The sequence below is a fragment of the Paenibacillus lacisediminis genome, assembly GCF_046567315.2.
The window spans coordinates 15,265-34,325 of the sequence record NZ_JBKIAX020000002.1 but is presented as its reverse complement, the minus strand read 5'-3'; the positions used below and the strand labels follow the sequence as shown (position 1 = coordinate 34,325).

Below are 19,061 nucleotides of genomic sequence, written 5' to 3'. Positions count from 1 at the left end.
CCATAGGAGGGGATTCGGCATGAATCACACGATCGGACGGCGGGGCGAGGAACGGTCCCGGGAGGCTTTTGAAGAAGCGAAAAAGGTGCTGCCCGGCGGCGTCAACAGCCCTGTGCGGGCGTTTAAATCGGTCGGCTTGACGCCGATGTACATCGACCACGGGATCGGCTCCCGCGTGTACGATATCGATGGGAACAGCTTTATCGACTATTTGGGGTCCTGGGGCCCGCTGATTATGGGGCACGCGCACCCGGAGGTCGTTAAAGCGCTACAGGAGACGGCGGCGAAAGGGACGAGCTTCGGGGCGCCTACACTGCTGGAAACGGAGATGGCCAAGCTGGTTGCGGAACGCGTGCCTTCGATCGACGTCGTGCGCATGGTCAATTCGGGAACGGAAGCGACAATGAGCGCGATCCGGCTGGCCCGGGGCTATACCGGACGCAGCAAAATCATGAAATTCGAAGGCTCCTACCACGGCCATGCCGACAGCCTGCTAATCAAGGCGGGCTCCGGCGTGGCGACGCTTGGTTTGCCGGACAGCCCCGGCGTGCCGGAAGGCGTGGCCGCGAACACGATTGCGGTGCCGTATAACGACCTGGAATCGGTGGAACTGGCTTTCGAGCGCTTCGGGGAAGAAATCGCCGGGGTGATCGTGGAGCCGGTTGCCGGCAACATGGGCGTCGTACCGTCGCAGCCGGGCTTTCTGGAAGGGCTGCGTAAAATCACGGCTCAGTACGGCAGTCTGCTGATTTTTGACGAGGTTATGACGGGCTTCCGCGTTCATATGAACTGCGCCCAGGGGCGTTTTGGCATCACGCCGGATTTGACCTGTCTCGGCAAGGTGATCGGCGGCGGTCTGCCGGTCGGCGCTTACGGCGGCAAACGCGAAATCATGGAGCAAATCGCCCCGACCGGCCCGATTTACCAGGCCGGCACGCTAAGCGGCAACCCGCTGGCGATGGCCGCCGGCTACACGACGCTGTCGCTGCTGACGCCGGAGGTATACGACCGGCTGGAGCGGCTTTCCGCCAAGCTGGCGGACGGATTCGAGCGAAACGCCAAGGAGCTCGGCATTCCGTGCACGATCAATCGCGTGGGCTCGATGGTCTGCCCGTTTTTCACGGACCGGCAAGTGGTTAACTATGAAACGGCCAGAAGCAGCGACCTCGATCTGTTCCGCCGTTATTTCGCCGCGCTGGTGGAGGAAGGGATCAATGTGGCGCCTTCGCAGTTTGAAGGCATGTTCGTATCCGGCGTGCATACCGACGAGGATATTGAGCTGACGATCGAAGCGCACCGCCGCGCGCTGCAAAAGCTGTGAACGCGCGGATTTCCGCTGTGCGCCGGGGCGAGTGGCTGGAGCTGATGCCTGGCAAACTGCCGCCAGCCGAAGGACAGGACCGGCTGGCTGCCGCCCTCGCCTGGCTCGAGAAGAGCTACGGTGCTCCCCCCAAGCTGCTGCGGCGTCTGCAGGCCGAAGGCGGCGTCAAGCTGGCCGGGGATCGGCTGCGCCTGCGGGTGTTTCCGCCAAGGGAGTCTGGATTTGCTCCGGTAGAATCGGAAGCTGAGCAGCTCACCATTTTGTACGAGGACGATTTTAGCCTCGTCGTACATAAGCCGGCCGGGGTCAAAGTCCATCCGGACGGCAGCGGAGCGGGTGCGGCTACGAAGCCGGGGGCTCCGACGCAGGCCACATTAGCCAATATGGTCACGGCGCTGCACGCCGGTCGCGGGGAAGCGGTGGCGGCCGCGCACATCCACCGCCTGGACGATTTCACGTCCGGGCCGGTGCTGTTTGCCAAAAACGAATATGCCCAGCTCAAATTGGACGAGGCGATGAGCCGTAAGGAGATCAGCCGGACGTACATCGCGTTAGTCCACGGCATCGTCAGCCCCGATATGAAGGTCATCGATCAGCCGATCGGCCGGGACCGCCACCACAATCAGCGGCGCCGGGTTTCCCCAACCGGCAAGCCGGCGCTGACCCGGGTGGAACTCGTCGAGGTGTACCCGGCTCATGACGCCAGTCTGGTCCGGCTTACGCTGGAGACAGGACGAACGCATCAAATCCGCGTTCACCTGAGCGCCGCGGGGCATTCGCTTATCGGCGACGTGCTGTACGGAGGAAGCAAGGCGCGGTTGCCGCACCAGGCCCTGCACGGGGAACGCCTGGCGTTTCCCGATCCGCTCACGGGAGAGACCGTGGCCGTTGAAGATCCCTGGCCAGATGCGCTGCAAAAGCTGCGTGCAGAGTTGCAAAGGGCATGACCATTCCCTTGCACCGTAAGATGCGATGAGAAAACGCACTGGCCGTGTTTTTGTGAAGGTTATTGGAAATTAACAGTATAAAAGAGCTCAACCTTGAAATCGCTGCTTGACAGCCCGCTACCGGACGACGAAATATCAGCCTGCAAAATAGCGGAATATTATGTTCCTATTATCCGGAGCTACAGCATGTTGATCCCACTAGCGGAATTTTTTGTGCTTATTTTCCCGTGAGTGGTCCAGAACGCGGGCATTTCCTTGTGATGAGGGAAAATAGCGACATAAATTTCCTTTATTTCTCACAAATGGACGGATATCGCCGGAATAACGGCATTTTTTGGTCTTATGCTTTTTGCTGGGGTTTCAAATATACAAAAGCGTTAGTCCGCCGACTTATCGGCGGACTAACGCTTTTGGCTCTATAATTACAAAGTTGAAGTCAGGGGGGCTTTTTCAAAACTTGGTCACTAGGTAAGTTGCCCCCCACCCCGTCCTCATCATCTCCGTACGCCAAAGCAACATCCAGGTATACTCCCCACACAATAGTTTGCAACGCCAACGTACGTTTGTTCGTATCAGGCAAAAAAGCTGGCATGCACTCTTTTTCAAAGGCATATAGATAAAACGAGGATGATTTGGATCATGACAAATGGATGCTAAATCATGTTTGGATATGCTGAAAGGAGGTAGCGTTTTGGCTGATCATTCCTATGGTCTTCGTTTTGATATTTACGAGCGCGTTCATTTATCGGAAGATGTGATCGGCATTGAAGAGCTGGAGGAAATTGAACTTTTCCCGAAAATTCAGGTTATTCCCGGCGAGGAATATGCTTCATTAAGAGGTCATTTGCTTCTGGCCGGTTTGTATCGGGGGGAAGGGGAGACCCGCAGTCTGGAGCATTGGATCCCCGTAGAAATTACGATTCCGCTCAGCCGGGTGAACCGGCTGGAGGATATCACGGTGGAAATTGAAAATTTCGATGTGGATCTGCTCAGCGCGCGCAGCTTGAACATTACCGGCGTTTTGTCGCTCCAGGGGGTGGAAACATCCTCTCTGGCGGTGGAGGCCGACAACTGGAAGGATCGGGAATTTACGACCGCACACGTCGTTCCGGGCGTTCGTGACGAGGAGGAGACGGGTAGTCTCTCCTTAGCGGAACAGGAGGAAATCCATGCCGTACCAGAACTCCCGAAACTTACGGAATGGCAGGCGTTTCCGGAGGAAGTGCTGAAAGAGCAGCGAAGCCCGGACGAGCCGACGCCGAAGCCGGACCCGGAGACGGAGCCGACCTCCCTATGGTTGGGGGAAGAGAACGTGGAGCCGCCTGCCGGGCCTTGGACGGACAAGGAATACGCCCTTCCGGCCCAAAACATGCTGCCGCAAACGGAGTTTGAGCAGTTCAATGATGTGTGGTTCAAAGAGGTAATGTCCCCTTTTGCCGAGCCGGAAGCTGCCGACCGTTTGAATGAGCCGGTGAAACCTGAAGCCGCCGAAAAAGAACCGTTGCATTTCGAAGCCCAGGAAAACGAACTGGTTAACGTAACGGCAAGCGAGGCGGAATCGCAAGAACCTGCCGTTCCTTCATTTTCCGAAGCCGTAGAGGAAAACGTAGCGGCCGGGCCGAACAAAGCCGCTGCCGAGGCCGCCAAGGAGCCGGAAAACGCCGTATTGCCGGAAAACCTGGCGCAGGCCGAAGCGGAGGAGAAAAAAGAACTGAAAATCGCGCTTGGCAGCAAAAAAGGCACCGAAGAAAAAGAAAGCGAGTCTTTTGGCCTCAAGAAGCTGATTTTTTCGCGGCCGCAGCACGATCTGCAAACGCAAGAAGCGTATTCCCCGACGGCGTCCGACGAGGCGGAGATCGGCGATGGCGAGGATCTTTTGTGGAAAAATCTTTTTATTCAAGGCAGCGAGGAACAAACCCCGTTCCGTAAGGTCAAGCTGGTGATCGTGCAGCGGGAAGAAACGCTGGATGACATTGCGGAGCGTTATCATTTGAGCTCCCGCGAGCTGCAGCTGTACAATCGACTGTCCGAAAACCATTTGGCGGAAGGGCAAATTTTGTATATTCCGTAGGCGCTTCATTCATGATGGACGGCTGAATATTGACTCCCGCAGGTTTCCAAGTTATGATAATATAGATTCAAGCAAAATGATTGTTGTCATCGACTTGGAATGGGAAGAGTAGGGCAGTGAACCCTTCAGAGAGCGGAGTTGGAACGCTGAAAGATTCCGCAGGATGTTAGCTGGCCGAAGTCGCCCGGGAGTCGTCCGTTTGAGCGGAGATAGCCGTTAGAACGGACCGGTAGCAGCCGTTATCTGCTTAAGTGTCGCGGTTTTTCAACTTTTTTGCCGGATCAATGGCGGCCGGCGAAGGAAGGCTGGATGCTGCGAAACAAAGGTGGTACCGCGAAAGTAAAGCCTTTCGTCCTTTGAGACGAAAGGCTTTTTTGTTTTTGCGGCGGGTGTCCGAGGGAGGAACGGCTCGCTGCAAAGGAAAGTGTCGGGGATAATCGCAGTTCATGCGCGCGGATTATCTTTGGCAAGTGAAGGCGATGCTTATTTGTAACGGAGGTTGAATGGTATGACGGAAAACCAAGGTCAACAAAGTCAAACGGAAATGCCAACGACGTACGACCCCAAGTCGGCCGAACAGAAGTGGTACCGTTATTGGATGGAGGGGGACTTTTTCAAAGCCGGGCAGCGTCCGGACGCGCAGCCGTTTACGATCGTAATCCCGCCGCCAAACGTGACCGGCATGCTGCATATCGGCCATGCGCTTGATTTTACACTGCAGGATATTTTGATCCGGACGAAACGGATGCAGGGGTATGACGCATTATGGGTGCCGGGGTCGGACCATGCGGGGATCGCCACGCAAACGAAAGTGGAGCAAAAATTGCGCGAGCAAGGCGTCAGCCGCTACGATCTGGGGCGCGAGAAGTTCCTGGAACGCGTCTGGGAATGGAAGGATCAATATGCCGCCACGATCCACGAGCAATGGGCAAAAATGGGCTTTTCGCTTGACTATTCGCGCGAGCGTTTTACGCTGGACGAGGGGCTTTCCCAAGCGGTTCGCGAAGTGTTTGTGAAGCTGTACGAAAAAGGCTTGATTTACCGCGGCAAATATATTATCAACTGGGATCCGGCCGCGCGCACTGCGCTGTCCGATATCGAGGTTGAATATAAAGAAGTGGGCGGCCACCTGTATCATCTGCAGTATCCGCTCAGCGACGGCAGCGGATTTATCACCGTGGCGACGACGCGTCCGGAGACGATGCTCGGCGATACGGCCGTGGCGGTTCATCCGGAGGACGAACGGTACCGGCATCTGGTCGGTAAAACGCTCCGCCTTCCGATCGTCGGCCGGGAAATCCCGATTATCGCGGATGAATATGTCGAAAAAGAATTCGGCAGCGGTGCGGTAAAAATTACCCCGGCGCATGATCCGAACGACTTCGAGGTGGGCCTGCGCCATAACCTGCCGCAAATCAACGTCATGGACGAAAGCGGCACGATGAATGGGGAAGCCGGCAAATACCAAGGGCTGGACCGCAGCGAATGCCGCAAGCAAATCGTCAAGGATTTGCAGGAGCTTGGCGTTCTCATTAAAATCGAAGACCACGTGCATCAGGTCGGACACAGCGAACGGACGGGCGCAGTGGTCGAGCCGTATTTGTCGACCCAGTGGTTCGTGAAAATGAAACCTCTTGCGGAAGCGGCCATCGCGGCGCAAAAATCCGGGAAAGGCGTCAACTTCGTACCGGACCGCTTCGAAAAAACTTATTTGCACTGGATCGAAAATGTACGCGACTGGTGTATTTCCCGCCAGCTGTGGTGGGGGCACCGGATTCCGGCCTGGTACTGCGAGGCGACCGGCGAAATGGTTGTGGCCCGCAGCGAAGAGGAAGCCCGCGCCAAACTTGGACGAGACGATCTGAAGCAGGACGAGGACGTACTCGATACGTGGTTCAGCTCGGCTTTGTGGCCGTTTTCGACATTGGGCTGGCCGGACGAATCCAGTGCGGACCTGAAGCGTTATTTCCCGACCGACGTGCTTGTGACCGGGTACGATATTATTTATTTCTGGGTAGCGCGGATGATTTTCACGTCACTCGAATTCAAAGGAGAAATTCCGTTTAAGGATGTGCTGATGCACGGGCTCGTGCGTGACAGCGAAGGGCGGAAAATGTCCAAATCGCTGGGCAACGGTGTCGATCCGCTCGAAGTGATCGAGAAATACGGTACGGACGCGATGCGCTACATGATTTCGACAAGCAGCACGCCGGGGCAGGATCTGCGCTTCCGGTGGGAACGCGTCGAACAGGCGCGCAATTTCGCAAACAAAATCTGGAACGCCTCCCGGTTTGCTTTGATGAATCTCGATGGCGTGACTTACGACGATATCGATATCAGCGGAGAATTGTCGACGGCAGATCGTTGGATTTTGCACCGTTTCAACGAGACGGCCAAAGAGATCACCCGTTTGATTGACGCTTACGAGTTCGGGGAAACCGGGCGCCTGCTGTATAACTTTATTTGGGACGATCTTTGCGACTGGTACATCGAATTCGCCAAGCTGTCCCTCTACGGGGAAGATGCTGCGGCCAAGCGGAAAACGCAATCGGTGCTGGCCTTCGTGCTGGATCGTACGCTGCGGATGATTCATCCGTTCATGCCGTTTATTTCCGAGGAAATATGGCAGCATTTGCCGCATCAAGGCGATACGATTACGCTGGCTGCATGGCCTGAATACGACCCGGCTTTGGAAGCTCCGGACGCCGTTCAGGAAATGAATCTGCTGATCGACATCATCCGTGCCGTGCGCAATATCCGCGCTGAAGTGAACGTGCCGATGAGCAAAAAAATCGAGCTCGTCGTTAAGCCGGGCAGTTCCGAAACGCACGAAGTGATCGCCCGCAACGAACATTATATCCGCCGGTTCTGCAACACTTCGGAATACGAAGCGTCCTTGAACGCGGCCGTACCCGACAAGGCGATGACCGCCGTCGTGACCGGAGCCGAACTGTATTTGCCGCTGTCCGGGCTGATCGACATTCAGCAGGAAATCGAGCGTTTGAACAAAGAGCTTGATCACCTGAACAAGGAAGTGGAACGGGTGGAGAAGAAGCTCGCCAACGAAGGGTTCGTGTCCAAAGCGCCGGCAAAAGTCATCGAGGAGGAGCGCGCCAAGATGGCCGATTATGCCGAAAAACGCGACAAGGTGCTGGCCCGGATCGAGGAATTGAAGGGCTAGGCTAGGCAAATTAATTCAAAATGAAGGTGAAAACCATGGGGGATCTTACAGACGAAGATATACGGCCGCTTGCGCTGGACAGCTATGATGAAGCGGTAGGCTGGATAAACGGGCTGATTCCGTTCGGAATCCGCCCGGGACTGGAACGCATCGAGCTGATAATGGAGCGTTTGGGTAATCCCGAGCGGAGGCTGAAATTTATACATGTCGCCGGGACGAACGGCAAAGGTTCGTCCTGCGCTTTTCTGACCCGGACCCTGCGCGAATGCGGTTACCATGTCGGAACGTTTACGTCTCCTTATATCACGAAATTCACGAACCGTTTTCAATATGACGAAGCGGATATTCCCGAAGAGACGCTCCTTGAGCTCGCGCGCCGGGTGTTGCCGCTCGTGCGGGAGATTGCCGAAACCGAGCTCGGTTCGCCGACGATGTTTGAGGTCAGCACGGCCATTGCGATCCTTTATTTCGCCGAGGTCTGTTATCCCGATGTTGTGGTATGGGAGACTGGCCTTGGGGGAAGGATGGATGTTACCAATATCGTCACGCCGATCGTTTCGCTGATTACGAATATCGGCTATGATCATATGGACGTGCTTGGCGATACCATCGAGCTGATCGCCCGCGAGAAAGCGGGCATCATCAAACCTGGGGTTCCGGTGGTGAGTTGCGTGGAGCAGCCGGAAGCGATTGCAGTGCTAAAGGAAACGGCTGAGGCCAAGCGGGCGAACCTTTATTTGCTCGGCGAGCAGTTTAGGTTTGAACGCCTGGAGGTTGGCAGTAAAGCGCAAACTCTGCGGTTTCAAGGCCCTTTTCGCGAACTGGACGTGGCCATCGGCATGCAGGGGGAGCATCAATGCAAAAATGCGGCCGGAGTGATGATGGTCCTCGAAGTGCTGCGGCAGTATATGGCCTTCATTTTGGAAGACGAGCAACTTTTGGACGGCTTCCGCTCCGCCTTCTGGGCGGGACGTCTTGAGCTGGTGATGGAGGAGCCGCGCATCGTGCTGGATGGGGCCCATAACCCGGAAGGCGCGGCGGCGCTGGCAAAAAGCCTTCCGGAAGTTTACCGTTACCGCAAGCTGCATATGATGATGGGGATGTTAGCCAACAAGCATCATCTCGGCTACTTCAAGCATATATTACCAATAGTGGATACGCTTATTCTGACCGAGCCCGATTTTCGCCGAAAAATGGATGCCAACGCGTTAAATGAGCTCGTGACCGAAGTTAAGGGATCTGAAGCGAAAGCGGAGTTGAATATCATCGTAGAACGTGACTGGAAAAAGGCCCTTTCGCTTTTGGAGTCACGGACGGAACGGGAGGATCTAGGGGTAGTGACGGGCACGTTGTATTTGATATCGGACGTGCGGGCGGCCCTTTTGCATCAAACCGATTCTGAAAAAGGCTGGTGACCATTTTGTTAAATACTACGGAACAACATGTACACTTTATCGGCATCGGCGGCTATGGCATGAGCGCCATTGCCCGCGTCATGCTGGAAATGGGCTATACCGTCACCGGATCGGATGTCGCAGCCCAGGAGTTAACGGAGAAGCTCGCCGCTAAAGGAGCGAAAATCTATATCGGACATACGGCCGAGCATGTGCACGGAGCAGACTTGGTCGTGTATTCGACGGCGCTGCCGCAGGACAACGTGGAGCGGATTGAAGCGCAGGAGCAGGGAATCCCGATCCTGCATCGCTCGCAAATGCTCGCCCGGCTGCTGAATGAGCGGAGCGGGATCGCGGTGGCCGGGACGCACGGCAAGACGACGACTTCCTCAATGATCGCGCTGGTGATGGAGAGTTGCGGGGCGGACCCCACTTACATTATCGGCGGCGAACTGATGGATGTCGGCACGAACGCCAAAGCGGGACAGGGCAAGTTCGTTGTCGCGGAAGCGGACGAGAGCGACGGCTCCTTCCTGCAGTATCATCCTTGGATTGGCGTCGTGACCAACATCGAGGCCGACCATTTGGAAAATTACGGCGGCGAATTTGGCCGTCTTAAGGAAGCATATGTTCAATTTTTGAACCAGATTAAACCGGGAGGCAAAGCGGTCGTTTGCGGCGATGACCGGAATGTGGCGGAGCTGATGCCGAAGCTGGCGTGCGGCACGATCACTTACGGGATCGACACGGCCTGCGATTATTCGGCCCACGACATTGAGTTGGGCGATCGCTGCGTTACGTTCAAGATGAGACGCGGCAACGAAGAGTTGGGCACGGTCGAATTGTCCGTTCCGGGCCGGCATAATGCGTATAACGCGATGGCCACGGTCATCGTCTGCCTGGAAGCGGGAATTCCGTTCGCGGATATTACCGAGGCGTTGAGGAAATTCCATGGGGCGAAGCGGCGTTTTCAGGTGTTGGGGGAAGCGGACGACATTCTCATCATCGACGATTACGCCCACCATCCGACGGAGATTCAGGCCACGATCGCGGCGGCCAAAGCGACCGGCAAACGGATTATCGCCGTCTTTCAGCCGCAGCGCTATACGCGCACCTTCTTCCTGCTCGATGCGTTCAGCCGGGCGTTTGGCGACGCGGATGAAGTGATCATCACCGACATCTACTCCCCGGCCGGGGAGAAGCAGATTGAAGGGGTGCATTCCGCGAAGCTGGTGGAATTGATCAAGGAAAACAGCAACGCTGGAGCCCGGTATCTGCCGACAAAGCAGGACGTGCTTCAGGAACTGCAAGGCCGGCTCCAGCCCGGCGATCTGGTGCTCACGATGGGCGCCGGGGATATCTACAAGGTTGGCTACGAACTGGCCAAAGGATTGTCCAGCTAACGGCCAAGCTGCACTGAGCAAGTACATCATGTATACCGTTAAATACTAGAGTGCTCCCTCCGGGGAGCATTTTTTACATCTTATAGAATTTATAAAATTTCGGTCATGGTAGAGGGCGATGCGCAGGTTGGGAGGGGAGGATAAGAGGAACCTGGGGGCTAAGGGACACCAGAGCCGTTATTTGCGGAAAAACGGAGGATTGCAAAATGTAAACGGACACAGAAGACCTTATTTACCTCAAATCGTCCCGGATGAACGGGTTTAGAGCGAAATAGGGCCGCCTGTGTCCGTTAGGCTGGGAAATACCCGGGAAATGGAGCGATAAGGGTCGCGAGTGTCCGTTAGAGCAGCGTCCAAAGTTTAGGAACAGCTGAACTCCAAGGCATATCATTCTTCCTTTTCTCATAAGGTAGGATAGATGAATGGACAAGGAGCGTGCGGACCGTGAACAAAGCGAAAATGACATTCCGGTTTGACCAAAACGGACGGGAGGTTCGGGCGATAAGTCCGGATCAAGGCCATGATAAAAACGATGCGCCCGTGTGGCGGTATGCGGTTGAACTCCCGGCAGAGGATACGCCATGGAAAAAGGAACCCGAAGCCGAAGTCGAAGTCGTTCCTGTGGAGAGACCTGCCCGATACCGTGCGGTGGAGGCGGCGGTATCGTGGGGCGATCCGTTTACCGATCATACCGGCATGGGATTGACGGTTTTTCCGGGAGGGCGGGCAAAAGGCGATTTGAGGGATGAAGCGGACGATTTTGATAAATCGGGAATATCGCACAGGCCTGAAGAAGTGGTGGCCGATCCATACAGCGTGCGGGATCACGGCGATGATCCATGGAGCCCCCGATATGAGGATACCCCTTATTACACTCGTCCCCCCAAATCGTCCGGCTCTGGCTGGAAGGTGGCGGGTTCGTTAACCGGGGCGATCGTTACCGGCGCTTTATTCGGCTATGTCGTATTGTCCCTGTTTAACCAGGAAATGCAGCTCCCGCTGCCAGGGATCGGCTCGCCGCAGCAAAGCGCGGCCGATCAGGCGGCCAGCCTTCCGGCAATGGCCGAAATCGGAGCGGAAGGAGAGACGATGGAGGAATCCATCCCGCAGATCAGCTTTGCGCTTCCGGAGCAGACGTATTATTTTCTCCAATATGGGGTGTTCAGCACGGCTCAAGGGGTGCAGCTGGCACAAGAGGAACTGCAGGCTTCCGGGCTTGCGGCCGCGCGCGATACGGTCGATGAGAAAAGGGTCTACGCGGGCGTATCGACGGACCGGGAACAATCCAAGCTGCTAAGCGGCCAATTGAAAGCCGCCGGCGTGCACCTGATCCTGCATGAGGTGGCTTTGCCCGCCACAGCCAGCGCGGAGTTTGCGGGCGACCGGGGGACGCTCGAGGGGTACATGGCGCAAAGCGCCGAGCTCGTGCGTTTGCTGAGCACCACATCGGCATCCCTGCTTAGTGACGCTGACCCGCAGCCGCTGGGCGACGAGGCGGTAAAGCAATTGGGGCGGATGCATCAATCCTGGACAGAGCGCGCGGCGGCGGTGCGGGGCAAATGGCCGACGGCTCTGGAACCTTACGCCGGAGAAATGGAAAAGGCGATGAACGGGGCTGTCGAAGCTTTGGGGGAATTTAATAAAAGCCGAGCGAAAACGCTGCTGTGGGAGGTGCAAAACGAGATGATGCGCTTCATCATGGCGGAGCAGATTATCATTCACGGCGTGAACCCTGGAGAGAACCGCTGAAGCATATTCGAGGCGAGGGATGGAAATACTTTCCCCTGCCTTTTTTGTGTTTGTATTGAGCATGAATTAATCTTATAATAAGTTAGTGTCAAAAAATGGCGAGGATGACAGCGGTAATGTCGATTGTCCCCGCCCTGTGAATTCCTTGAAGGAGAGTCCACTATTGGAAACCGCACAATTACGCCGGATTATTCTCGCTTCCACATCACCCCGCAGGCGTGAATTGATCTCTTCTTTGCAAATCCCGTTTCAAGTCGTGCCAAGCCATGCGGATGAATCGACGCCGCCAGGGTGGGCACCGGAGCAAATCGTTATGGAACTTGCCGGCCGAAAAGCGGATGCGGTATATCATTCGCTGGAATCGTCCGAACGGGATGCGGTGATTGTCGGCAGCGACACGATCGTCGTCCGCGATGGGGTTGTCCTCGGCAAGCCGCAGGATGAGGCCGAAGCGGCCGAGATGCTGCGATCCTTGCAGGGACGCAGCCATACCGTATTTACCGGCGTGGCTTGCGTGGACGGTTTAACCGGCAGAAGAAAGGTTGAATACCGTTCGACGCTGGTGACGATGAAGGCGTTGTCCGAAGCGGAGATTCAGGCCTACGCCCGGAGCGGGGAAGGTCTGGACAAAGCCGGGGCCTACGCCATTCAAGGCCTGGGGGCTACGATTGTCACCGGCATAGAGGGTTGTTACTTTAATGTCGTTGGTTTACCTTTGTCTTTGCTTGTAGATATGCTGGCGGATTTCGGCATTCGCGTACTTTAAGAGGAAGTTTAAAAAGTCTGACTTTTTGAACACTTATTTTTATGGGATCGGCGGGTCAGCCGCCCTTTTGCCGAAAGGCCGCCTGGAAGTGGTAAAGCATATCCTTCCGCAGACGATTAGGAAGCCATGCCCGGAAAATTCCGGGCTTAGCTCATAAACTATCGGAAGCGAGGGATTGTGCATGAAATCCACTTCTTACATGCTCAGAGATCTTCCTTTGGAGGAACGGCCAAGAGAACGTATGATGGAGTTTGGCCCGGGAGCGCTCAGCAACGCGGAACTGCTGGCGATTTTGCTTCGAACGGGCACGCGCAGTGAATCGGCCATTCACATGGCCCAGCGTGTGTTGTCCGAAATCGGCGGCATTCGCGGTCTCATTGATCTTAGCTTAGATGAAATGGTTCAGATTAGGGGCATCGGCCCGGCGAAAGCGATCGAGCTTAAAGCGGGGATCGAGCTGGGGCGACGGCTGGCCAAATCAAGGCTGCCGGAATCCGAAACGGTCCGCAGCCCGCAAGTTGTGGCGGAGCTGCTGATGGAACAGATGCGGTATTTGCAGAAGGAACATTTTGTTTGTCTTTTTTTGAATACGAAAAATCATATCATTGCTCAAGAAACGCTTTCCATCGGAAGCCTTAACGCTTCCATCGTTCATCCGCGCGAGGTGTTTCGCGCCGCGATCAAGTGCAGCAGCGCTTCAGTCGTTTGCGCGCACAATCATCCGAGCGGCGATCCGACGCCGAGCGCAGAAGACATCCGGATGACCAGCCGGCTTTGCGAAGCTGGCGAGATCGTAGGCATTGACGTGCTGGATCATATTGTTATCGGAGATGGAAAATTTGTTAGTTTGAAGGAGCAGGGCTTGATGTAATATAATAGTTTAGATACAGAAGGAAAGGAAGAAAACAGCATGTTGGGTGGCTTTACGAAAGACTTGGGAATCGATTTGGGAACGGCGAATACGCTTGTTTATACTCGCGGTAAAGGAATCATAGTAAGAGAACCTTCGGTAGTGGCGATACATACCGATACGAAAAATATTGTCGCCGTCGGTGAATCCGCAAAAAAAATGATCGGCCGGACCCCTGGCAACATTCGGGCGATCCGTCCGATGAAAGACGGGGTTATCGCCGATTTCGATACAACGGCTACCATGATCAAATACTTTATCAACCAGGCGCAGAAGCAGCGTTCGCTGTTCCAACGCCATCCGAATGTAATGGTTTGTGTGCCGTCGGGAATTACGGCGGTTGAGCAGCGCGCCGTTGAGGACGCGACGAAGCAGGCCGGAGCGCGCGAAGCCTATACGATCGAAGAGCCTTTTGCCGCAGCGATCGGCGCCGATCTGCCGGTTTGGGAACCGACCGGGAGCATGGTAGTCGATATCGGCGGCGGCACCACCGAAGTAGCGGTCATTTCGCTCGGCGGCATCGTCACAAGCAAATCGGTGCGTGTGGCCGGGGATGAAATGGATGAGGCGATCATCCAATACATCAAACGTCAATATAATTTAATGATCGGGGAAAGAACCGCAGAACAGTTGAAGATGGATATCGGATCGGCTATGGCCCTCGAGCAGGTGGAAACGATGGAAATCCGCGGGCGCGATCTCGTTAGCGGGCTTCCGAAGACGATCACGATCACCTCGGACGAAATTTCTGAAGCGCTCAGCGATACGGTTGGCGCGATCGTTGAAGCCGTCAAGGTCACCCTTGAGAAATGTCCGCCGGAACTTGCCGCCGATATTATGGATCGGGGCATCGTATTAACCGGTGGCGGCGCCTTGCTGCGCAATCTGGACAAACTGCTGGCCGGAGAAACGGGGATGCCCGTCATCGTGGCCGAAAATCCGCTGGACTGCGTAGCGATCGGCACAGGCCGCGCTTTGGACAACATCCACTTGTTCAAATCCAAGAGCAGCTCCGCTCTTCGCTCCAGACGCTGATCCATCGTCATAACGATGCAAACACCCCTTATCACGAAGCGGCGCCGTCCTTGTAAAATTGGGCGGCCTATGCCGTTTTTATCAAGAAAACGTAAGGTTGGAGGGTGCTGAAACTGTTTAAGCTGCTAGGCAATAAAAGATTGTTTATTTTGCTCATGGGACTTATTTTATTTATTGCGGTTATGGGTTTTACGCTGGGGCCAAGAACCTCCCTGTCCTGGCCGGAAAAATTCGTCAAAGACACGGTTGGCTTCGTGCAATACGTGTTTTACAAGCCCGCTAGCTACATAGCGGGCTTGTTTGAAGATATCGCGAACCTGCGCGCGCTGCAGGAAGAAAACGAGCAGCTTAAAATTGCGTTATCCCATTATACCCGGGATAAAGTGACTTATAACCGGATTGCGCAAGAGAATGAGCGGTTGCAAGACAAGTTGCACTTTACTGAAGAGCAGAAAAAAATGTACGACTATACCTGGAAAATCGCTCAGGTCATCAGCGTTAACGATGATCCTGTGAACAGCACAATCGTGCTGAATTTAGGGGCTCGGGAAGGCGTGAAGGAAGGGATGGCCGTTAGCTCCGAGAAAGGGCTTGTCGGTGTCATCAGCCACGTCAGCAACTTTACTTCCTCCGTAAGGCTGGCGACCTCGATGGACGCCAAAGACCCGAATTCGAACGGAATCGCCGTGACGGCGCTAGGTAAAGAAAATGACGTGTTCGGAATGATCGAGACGTATGACAAGGAGAAGGGCGTATTTCTTATGACCCGGATTGAGGATCCGAAGCCGCTCGCCGAAGGGGATCTCATCGTATCTTCGGGCGTCGGCGGCGTCTTTCCACGAGGTATGATCATCGGTACGGTGCAGGATGTTCAGGTTGGCGAATACGGCCTGACGTATACCGCGACCGTGAAGCCGGAGGCCAGCTTTACCGACTGGAAGGAACTGTTCGTCGTGTTCACGCCGGAAGTGCCGGAAATGCCGGAAGGTGAAGGCAGTGAGTAGACGAAAGTATATTTTGCTTCTGCTGCTCTTCGGTTTGTTTATCGTGGAAGGAACCATCGTACCTTGGCTGATTCCTGGCCCATGGCAAGCGCGGATCGTTCCGCACTTGGTTTATATCTGCCTTTTGTTCGTTTCGGTTTACGACCATCGCCATGCTGGGCTGATTCTGGGGCTTGTGTTCGGGTTGCTTCACGACGTCGTTTATTACGGAGCGTTGATCGGCGCGTATTCCTTCGCCATGGGATTGTCCTGTTATTTGATGGGCCTTTTATCCCGTTCGCGGCGCGCGCCTATGCCGCTCATGATGATTATCGTGATTTTCGGCAGTCTGCTGTTCGATTCCATTTTGTTCGGCACTTATTCCCTGTTCGAATTAACGCATCAGCCGTATACCTGGGCGCTCCAAAATCATATCATCCCCAATCTGTTCGTTCAGTTCCTGTTTGCTCTGGCGATTTACGTCCCCCTGCGCAAGCAGCTCGAAATGATAACCAAAAGGCGTTCCCCCGAGGAGAAGGCTTGACGTCCGCGTACTTTTCCTTGCCGCTCAAGCAGGAACTTTTCTGCTCCTGCACGAATTGATAAGGAGGGAGGGACAGGCTAATGACGGTGAAATCCAACCACGTGACGATCAAAGGAATCAAGGACGGCCTGGTTTTCCTGCTGGACGACAAGTGCGATTTCTCAAGTCTTCTGGAGGAACTCCGCTATAAATTGGAGTTTAGCCATCAGAATATTCTAACGGGGCCGATCATTCACGTTGACGTGAAGCTTGGCATGAGGCTTGTTACCGAAGATCAGAAAGAAATGATTCTTGATATATTGAAACAAAAAGGCAATCTGCTTGTCCGTTCCATCGAAACGCCTGCGCTTGCGCAGGAAAAAGACGAAAACGCGGTTACGACGCTCGCCGGGATCGTCCGGTCGGGGCAGGTGCTTCGCCAGGACGGGAATTTGTTGTTTATCGGAGACGTAAATCCCGGCGGGACGATCTGCGCGACCGGGGACATTTTGATCCTCGGCGCCCTGCGGGGGATGGCTCACGCCGGCGTCTCCGGCAATGAGAAAGCGGTTATTGCCGCCTCTTATTTGGCCCCGACGCAGCTGAGGATCGCCGAAACGATCAGCCGCCCGCCGGACGAGTGGGAGAACCGGGAGACGAGCATGGAGTTCGCTTTTTTGCGGGACGGGAAAATGCAAATTGATAAAATCATCAATATGACCCGGGTCAGACCGGATTTTAACGTGTTTAAAGGGGTGTGAATGATGGGAGAAGCTATCGTAATTACGTCCGGCAAAGGCGGCGTCGGCAAAACGACGACCTCGGCCAATATCGGAACCGCGCTTGCGCTGTTGGGCAAAAAGGTGTGCCTGGTCGATACGGACATCGGTTTGCGCAATTTGGATGTGGTCATGGGCCTGGAGAACCGGATCATCTACGATTTGATCGACGTGGCCGAAGGCCGCTGCCGGTTAAACCAGGCGCTTGTGAAGGACAAGCGGTTCGACGAGCTGTACATGCTGCCTGCCGCCCAGACGAAAGACAAAAACGCCATCTCGCCCGAGCAGGTCAAAGACATTGTGCTTGAGCTGAAGAAGGACTTCGAATACATCATCATTGACTGCCCGGCCGGCATTGAGCAGGGCTTCAAAAACGCGATTGCCGGAGCGGATCAGGCAATCGTGGTGACGACGCCGGAGCATGCCGCCGTCCGCGATGCTGACCGGATTATCGGCTTGCTGGAAAATTCGCATGTCGGCGCGCCCAAGCTCATCGTCAACCGGATCAAGGTGAACATGATGAAAGCCGGGGACATGCTGGATATCGAAGGGATTTTGCAGGTGCTGAACATCGATCTGATCGGTATCGTTCCGGATGACGAGAAAGTCATCAAAGCGGCCAACAGCGGCGAACCGACAGTCATGAACCCCGATTCAACTGCGGCCATCGCCTATCGCAACATCGCGCGGCGCATTTTGGGAGATACGGTGCCCCTGATGCTGCTCGATCAAAAGAAGGGCGTATTTACGCGCTTCAAGAAGTTTTTCGGAATGGGTTGATCTTCGTTGTTGTTTAAACTGAAAAAGCTGGACTGGGTGATGGTCGGAATATTGGCTTTGTTCATGGTATTCAGCACCCTTTTGGTCCGCAGTGCCATTGCCCCGTATGAATCGGAATTTCAAGGATATGATTTAAGGACCGTTATTTTTTATATTCTCGGCTTTATTGTCGTGTTCGGGATGGCGCTGGTCGATTATCGTTCCCTGCTTCGTTACAGCTGGTATGGATACGGGGCAGGTTGTCTTCTGCTTATTTTGGTGTATTTGTTTGCGCCGGAAATCAACGGAGCGCGCAGCTGGTTTCGGATCGGCAGCCTGCTGTTTCAGCCGGCCGAGCTGGTCAAGGTCATCCTGATTCTGGTCACGGCGTACCTGCTTGGCCAGAGGCAAGGTCAGGCATTACGCTTCCGCGGCGATATTGTGCCGATTTCGCTGATCACGCTTGTTCCGTTTTTTCTGGTGCTTATTCAGCCGGACCTCGGCAACGCGATTATCTATCTGGTGGTTTTTGTTGGCATGATGTGGATCGGCAATGCGAAATACAGCCATGTGCTGATCGCCCTGACGGCCGCCGTTGCGGCCTTGATTGTGTTTGTGACGCTGTTTAATGCGTACAATGAGCAGATCCGCGATTATTTGGAAAGCCATAAGAAGGTGCACTGGTACCAGCGGATCAATACGTTTATCAATCCGGACCAGGCTTCCAACGACGATAAACACCAATCGAACTACGCCAAGATCGCCATCGGTTCCGGGGGGCTGCTCGGCGACGGGTACATGAAGGGCGAACTGAAGAACAAAAAGTTCGTGCCCTATCCTTACTCGGATTCGATTTTTGTCGTGGTGGGCGAGGAGTTCGGCTTCCTGGGTTCTTCGCTGCTGCTGCTGTTTTATTTTTTGTTTATTTACAGGATGATCCTCATCGCGCTGCGCTGCATCGACAAAAGGGGAGCCTACATTATCGTTGGGATCGTGGCGATGTTCCTGTTCCAAATCTTCGAAAACGTCGGCATGATGATCGGTCTGATGCCGATTACCGGCATTACGCTGCCGTTTATCAGCTATGGGGGGACCTCGCTGCTGATCAACATGCTGTGTATCGGGCTGGTGTTCAGCATTAAGCTGCATCAGGAAAAATATAAAGTAGAGTGAAACAACCGGTGCCGGGGTGGCGCCGGTTTTTTGGTGCGCGGTGTAAGCTAAATCAACTGAAAAAGTG

The 19,061-nt window shown here is 54.9% G+C and carries 15 protein-coding genes and 1 other annotated feature; all 15 genes read left to right on the top strand.

The window, feature by feature from the left end:
- The first annotated feature begins 19 nt into the window (after positions 1-19).
- The 15 genes from hemL (at position 20) to ACLD72_RS03440 (ending at position 18,994) form a co-directional block, all read left to right on the top strand.
- Complete coding sequence (hemL, locus tag ACLD72_RS03510) at positions 20-1,321, top strand: glutamate-1-semialdehyde 2,1-aminomutase (protein ID WP_411003168.1); 1,302 nt, start codon at positions 20-22, stop codon at positions 1,319-1,321.
- Between the two features lie 44 nt (positions 1,322-1,365).
- A complete protein-coding gene (locus tag ACLD72_RS03505) occupies positions 1,366-2,268 on the top strand; it encodes an RluA family pseudouridine synthase (protein WP_411003167.1) in 903 nt (300 codons plus the stop codon).
- 691 nt (positions 2,269-2,959) lie between these two features.
- Entirely contained in the window at positions 2,960-4,339 is a 1,380-nt protein-coding gene (locus ACLD72_RS03500) for a LysM peptidoglycan-binding domain-containing protein (RefSeq protein ID WP_411003166.1), read from the top strand.
- Positions 4,340-4,425: 86 nt separating this feature from the next.
- Positions 4,426-4,699: a binding site (T-box leader), on the top strand.
- Between the two features lie 148 nt (positions 4,700-4,847).
- Positions 4,848-7,520 (top strand): valine--tRNA ligase, encoded by a 2,673-nt coding sequence (locus tag ACLD72_RS03495; RefSeq protein ID WP_411003165.1) that lies wholly within the window; start codon positions 4,848-4,850, stop codon positions 7,518-7,520.
- A gap of 35 nt (positions 7,521-7,555) precedes the next feature.
- Entirely contained in the window at positions 7,556-8,935 is a 1,380-nt protein-coding gene (locus ACLD72_RS03490) for a bifunctional folylpolyglutamate synthase/dihydrofolate synthase (protein WP_411003164.1), read from the top strand.
- A gap of 59 nt (positions 8,936-8,994) precedes the next feature.
- Positions 8,995-10,317 (top strand): UDP-N-acetylmuramate--L-alanine ligase, encoded by a 1,323-nt coding sequence (gene murC / locus ACLD72_RS03485; protein ID WP_251591657.1) that lies wholly within the window; start codon positions 8,995-8,997, stop codon positions 10,315-10,317.
- A 444-nt stretch (positions 10,318-10,761) separates the two neighbouring features.
- Positions 10,762-12,066, top strand: a complete 1,305-nt coding sequence (locus ACLD72_RS03480; protein WP_411003163.1) for an SPOR domain-containing protein — start codon at positions 10,762-10,764, stop codon at positions 12,064-12,066.
- Positions 12,067-12,229: 163 nt separating this feature from the next.
- Positions 12,230-12,832 (top strand): Maf family protein, encoded by a 603-nt coding sequence (locus ACLD72_RS03475; protein ID WP_411003162.1) that lies wholly within the window; start codon positions 12,230-12,232, stop codon positions 12,830-12,832.
- Positions 12,833-13,013: 181 nt separating this feature from the next.
- Complete coding sequence (gene radC, locus ACLD72_RS03470; protein WP_411003161.1) at positions 13,014-13,703, top strand: RadC family protein; 690 nt, start codon at positions 13,014-13,016, stop codon at positions 13,701-13,703.
- Between the two features lie 39 nt (positions 13,704-13,742).
- Positions 13,743-14,777 (top strand): rod shape-determining protein, encoded by a 1,035-nt coding sequence (locus tag ACLD72_RS03465; RefSeq protein WP_128629488.1) that lies wholly within the window; start codon positions 13,743-13,745, stop codon positions 14,775-14,777.
- A gap of 104 nt (positions 14,778-14,881) precedes the next feature.
- Positions 14,882-15,781: a rod shape-determining protein MreC gene (gene mreC / locus ACLD72_RS03460; RefSeq protein WP_411003160.1), complete on the top strand. Its 900-nt coding sequence runs from the start codon at positions 14,882-14,884 to the stop codon at positions 15,779-15,781.
- Complete coding sequence (gene mreD / locus ACLD72_RS03455; RefSeq protein ID WP_411003159.1) at positions 15,774-16,304, top strand: rod shape-determining protein MreD; 531 nt, start codon at positions 15,774-15,776, stop codon at positions 16,302-16,304. Before mreC ends, mreD begins: the two co-directional genes overlap by 8 nt.
- An 80-nt stretch (positions 16,305-16,384) precedes the next feature.
- On the top strand, positions 16,385-17,044 hold the full coding sequence (gene minC, locus ACLD72_RS03450; RefSeq protein WP_251591025.1) for a septum site-determining protein MinC: 660 nt from the start codon (positions 16,385-16,387) through the stop codon (positions 17,042-17,044).
- A gap of 3 nt (positions 17,045-17,047) precedes the next feature.
- Positions 17,048-17,842, top strand: coding sequence for a septum site-determining protein MinD (gene minD, locus ACLD72_RS03445; protein WP_411003184.1), 795 nt, complete (start codon positions 17,048-17,050; stop codon positions 17,840-17,842).
- 6 nt (positions 17,843-17,848) lie between these two features.
- Positions 17,849-18,994 (top strand): FtsW/RodA/SpoVE family cell cycle protein, encoded by a 1,146-nt coding sequence (locus ACLD72_RS03440; RefSeq protein ID WP_411003158.1) that lies wholly within the window; start codon positions 17,849-17,851, stop codon positions 18,992-18,994.
- The last annotated feature ends 67 nt before the right edge of the window (positions 18,995-19,061 follow it).

Coding starts and splice junctions, on each gene's coding strand:
- hemL (WP_411003168.1), top strand. CDS start 20: ATGAATCACACGATCGGACGGCGGGGCGAGGAACGGTCCCGGGAGGCT.
- ACLD72_RS03505 (WP_411003167.1), top strand. CDS start 1,366: ATGCCTGGCAAACTGCCGCCAGCCGAAGGACAGGACCGGCTGGCTGCC.
- ACLD72_RS03495 (WP_411003165.1), top strand. CDS start 4,848: ATGACGGAAAACCAAGGTCAACAAAGTCAAACGGAAATGCCAACGACG.
- ACLD72_RS03490 (WP_411003164.1), top strand. CDS start 7,556: ATGGGGGATCTTACAGACGAAGATATACGGCCGCTTGCGCTGGACAGC.
- murC (WP_251591657.1), top strand. CDS start 8,995: ATGAGCGCCATTGCCCGCGTCATGCTGGAAATGGGCTATACCGTCACC.
- radC (WP_411003161.1), top strand. CDS start 13,014: ATGAAATCCACTTCTTACATGCTCAGAGATCTTCCTTTGGAGGAACGG.
- ACLD72_RS03465 (WP_128629488.1), top strand. CDS start 13,743: ATGTTGGGTGGCTTTACGAAAGACTTGGGAATCGATTTGGGAACGGCG.
- minC (WP_251591025.1), top strand. CDS start 16,385: ATGACGGTGAAATCCAACCACGTGACGATCAAAGGAATCAAGGACGGC.
- minD (WP_411003184.1), top strand. CDS start 17,048: ATGGGAGAAGCTATCGTAATTACGTCCGGCAAAGGCGGCGTCGGCAAA.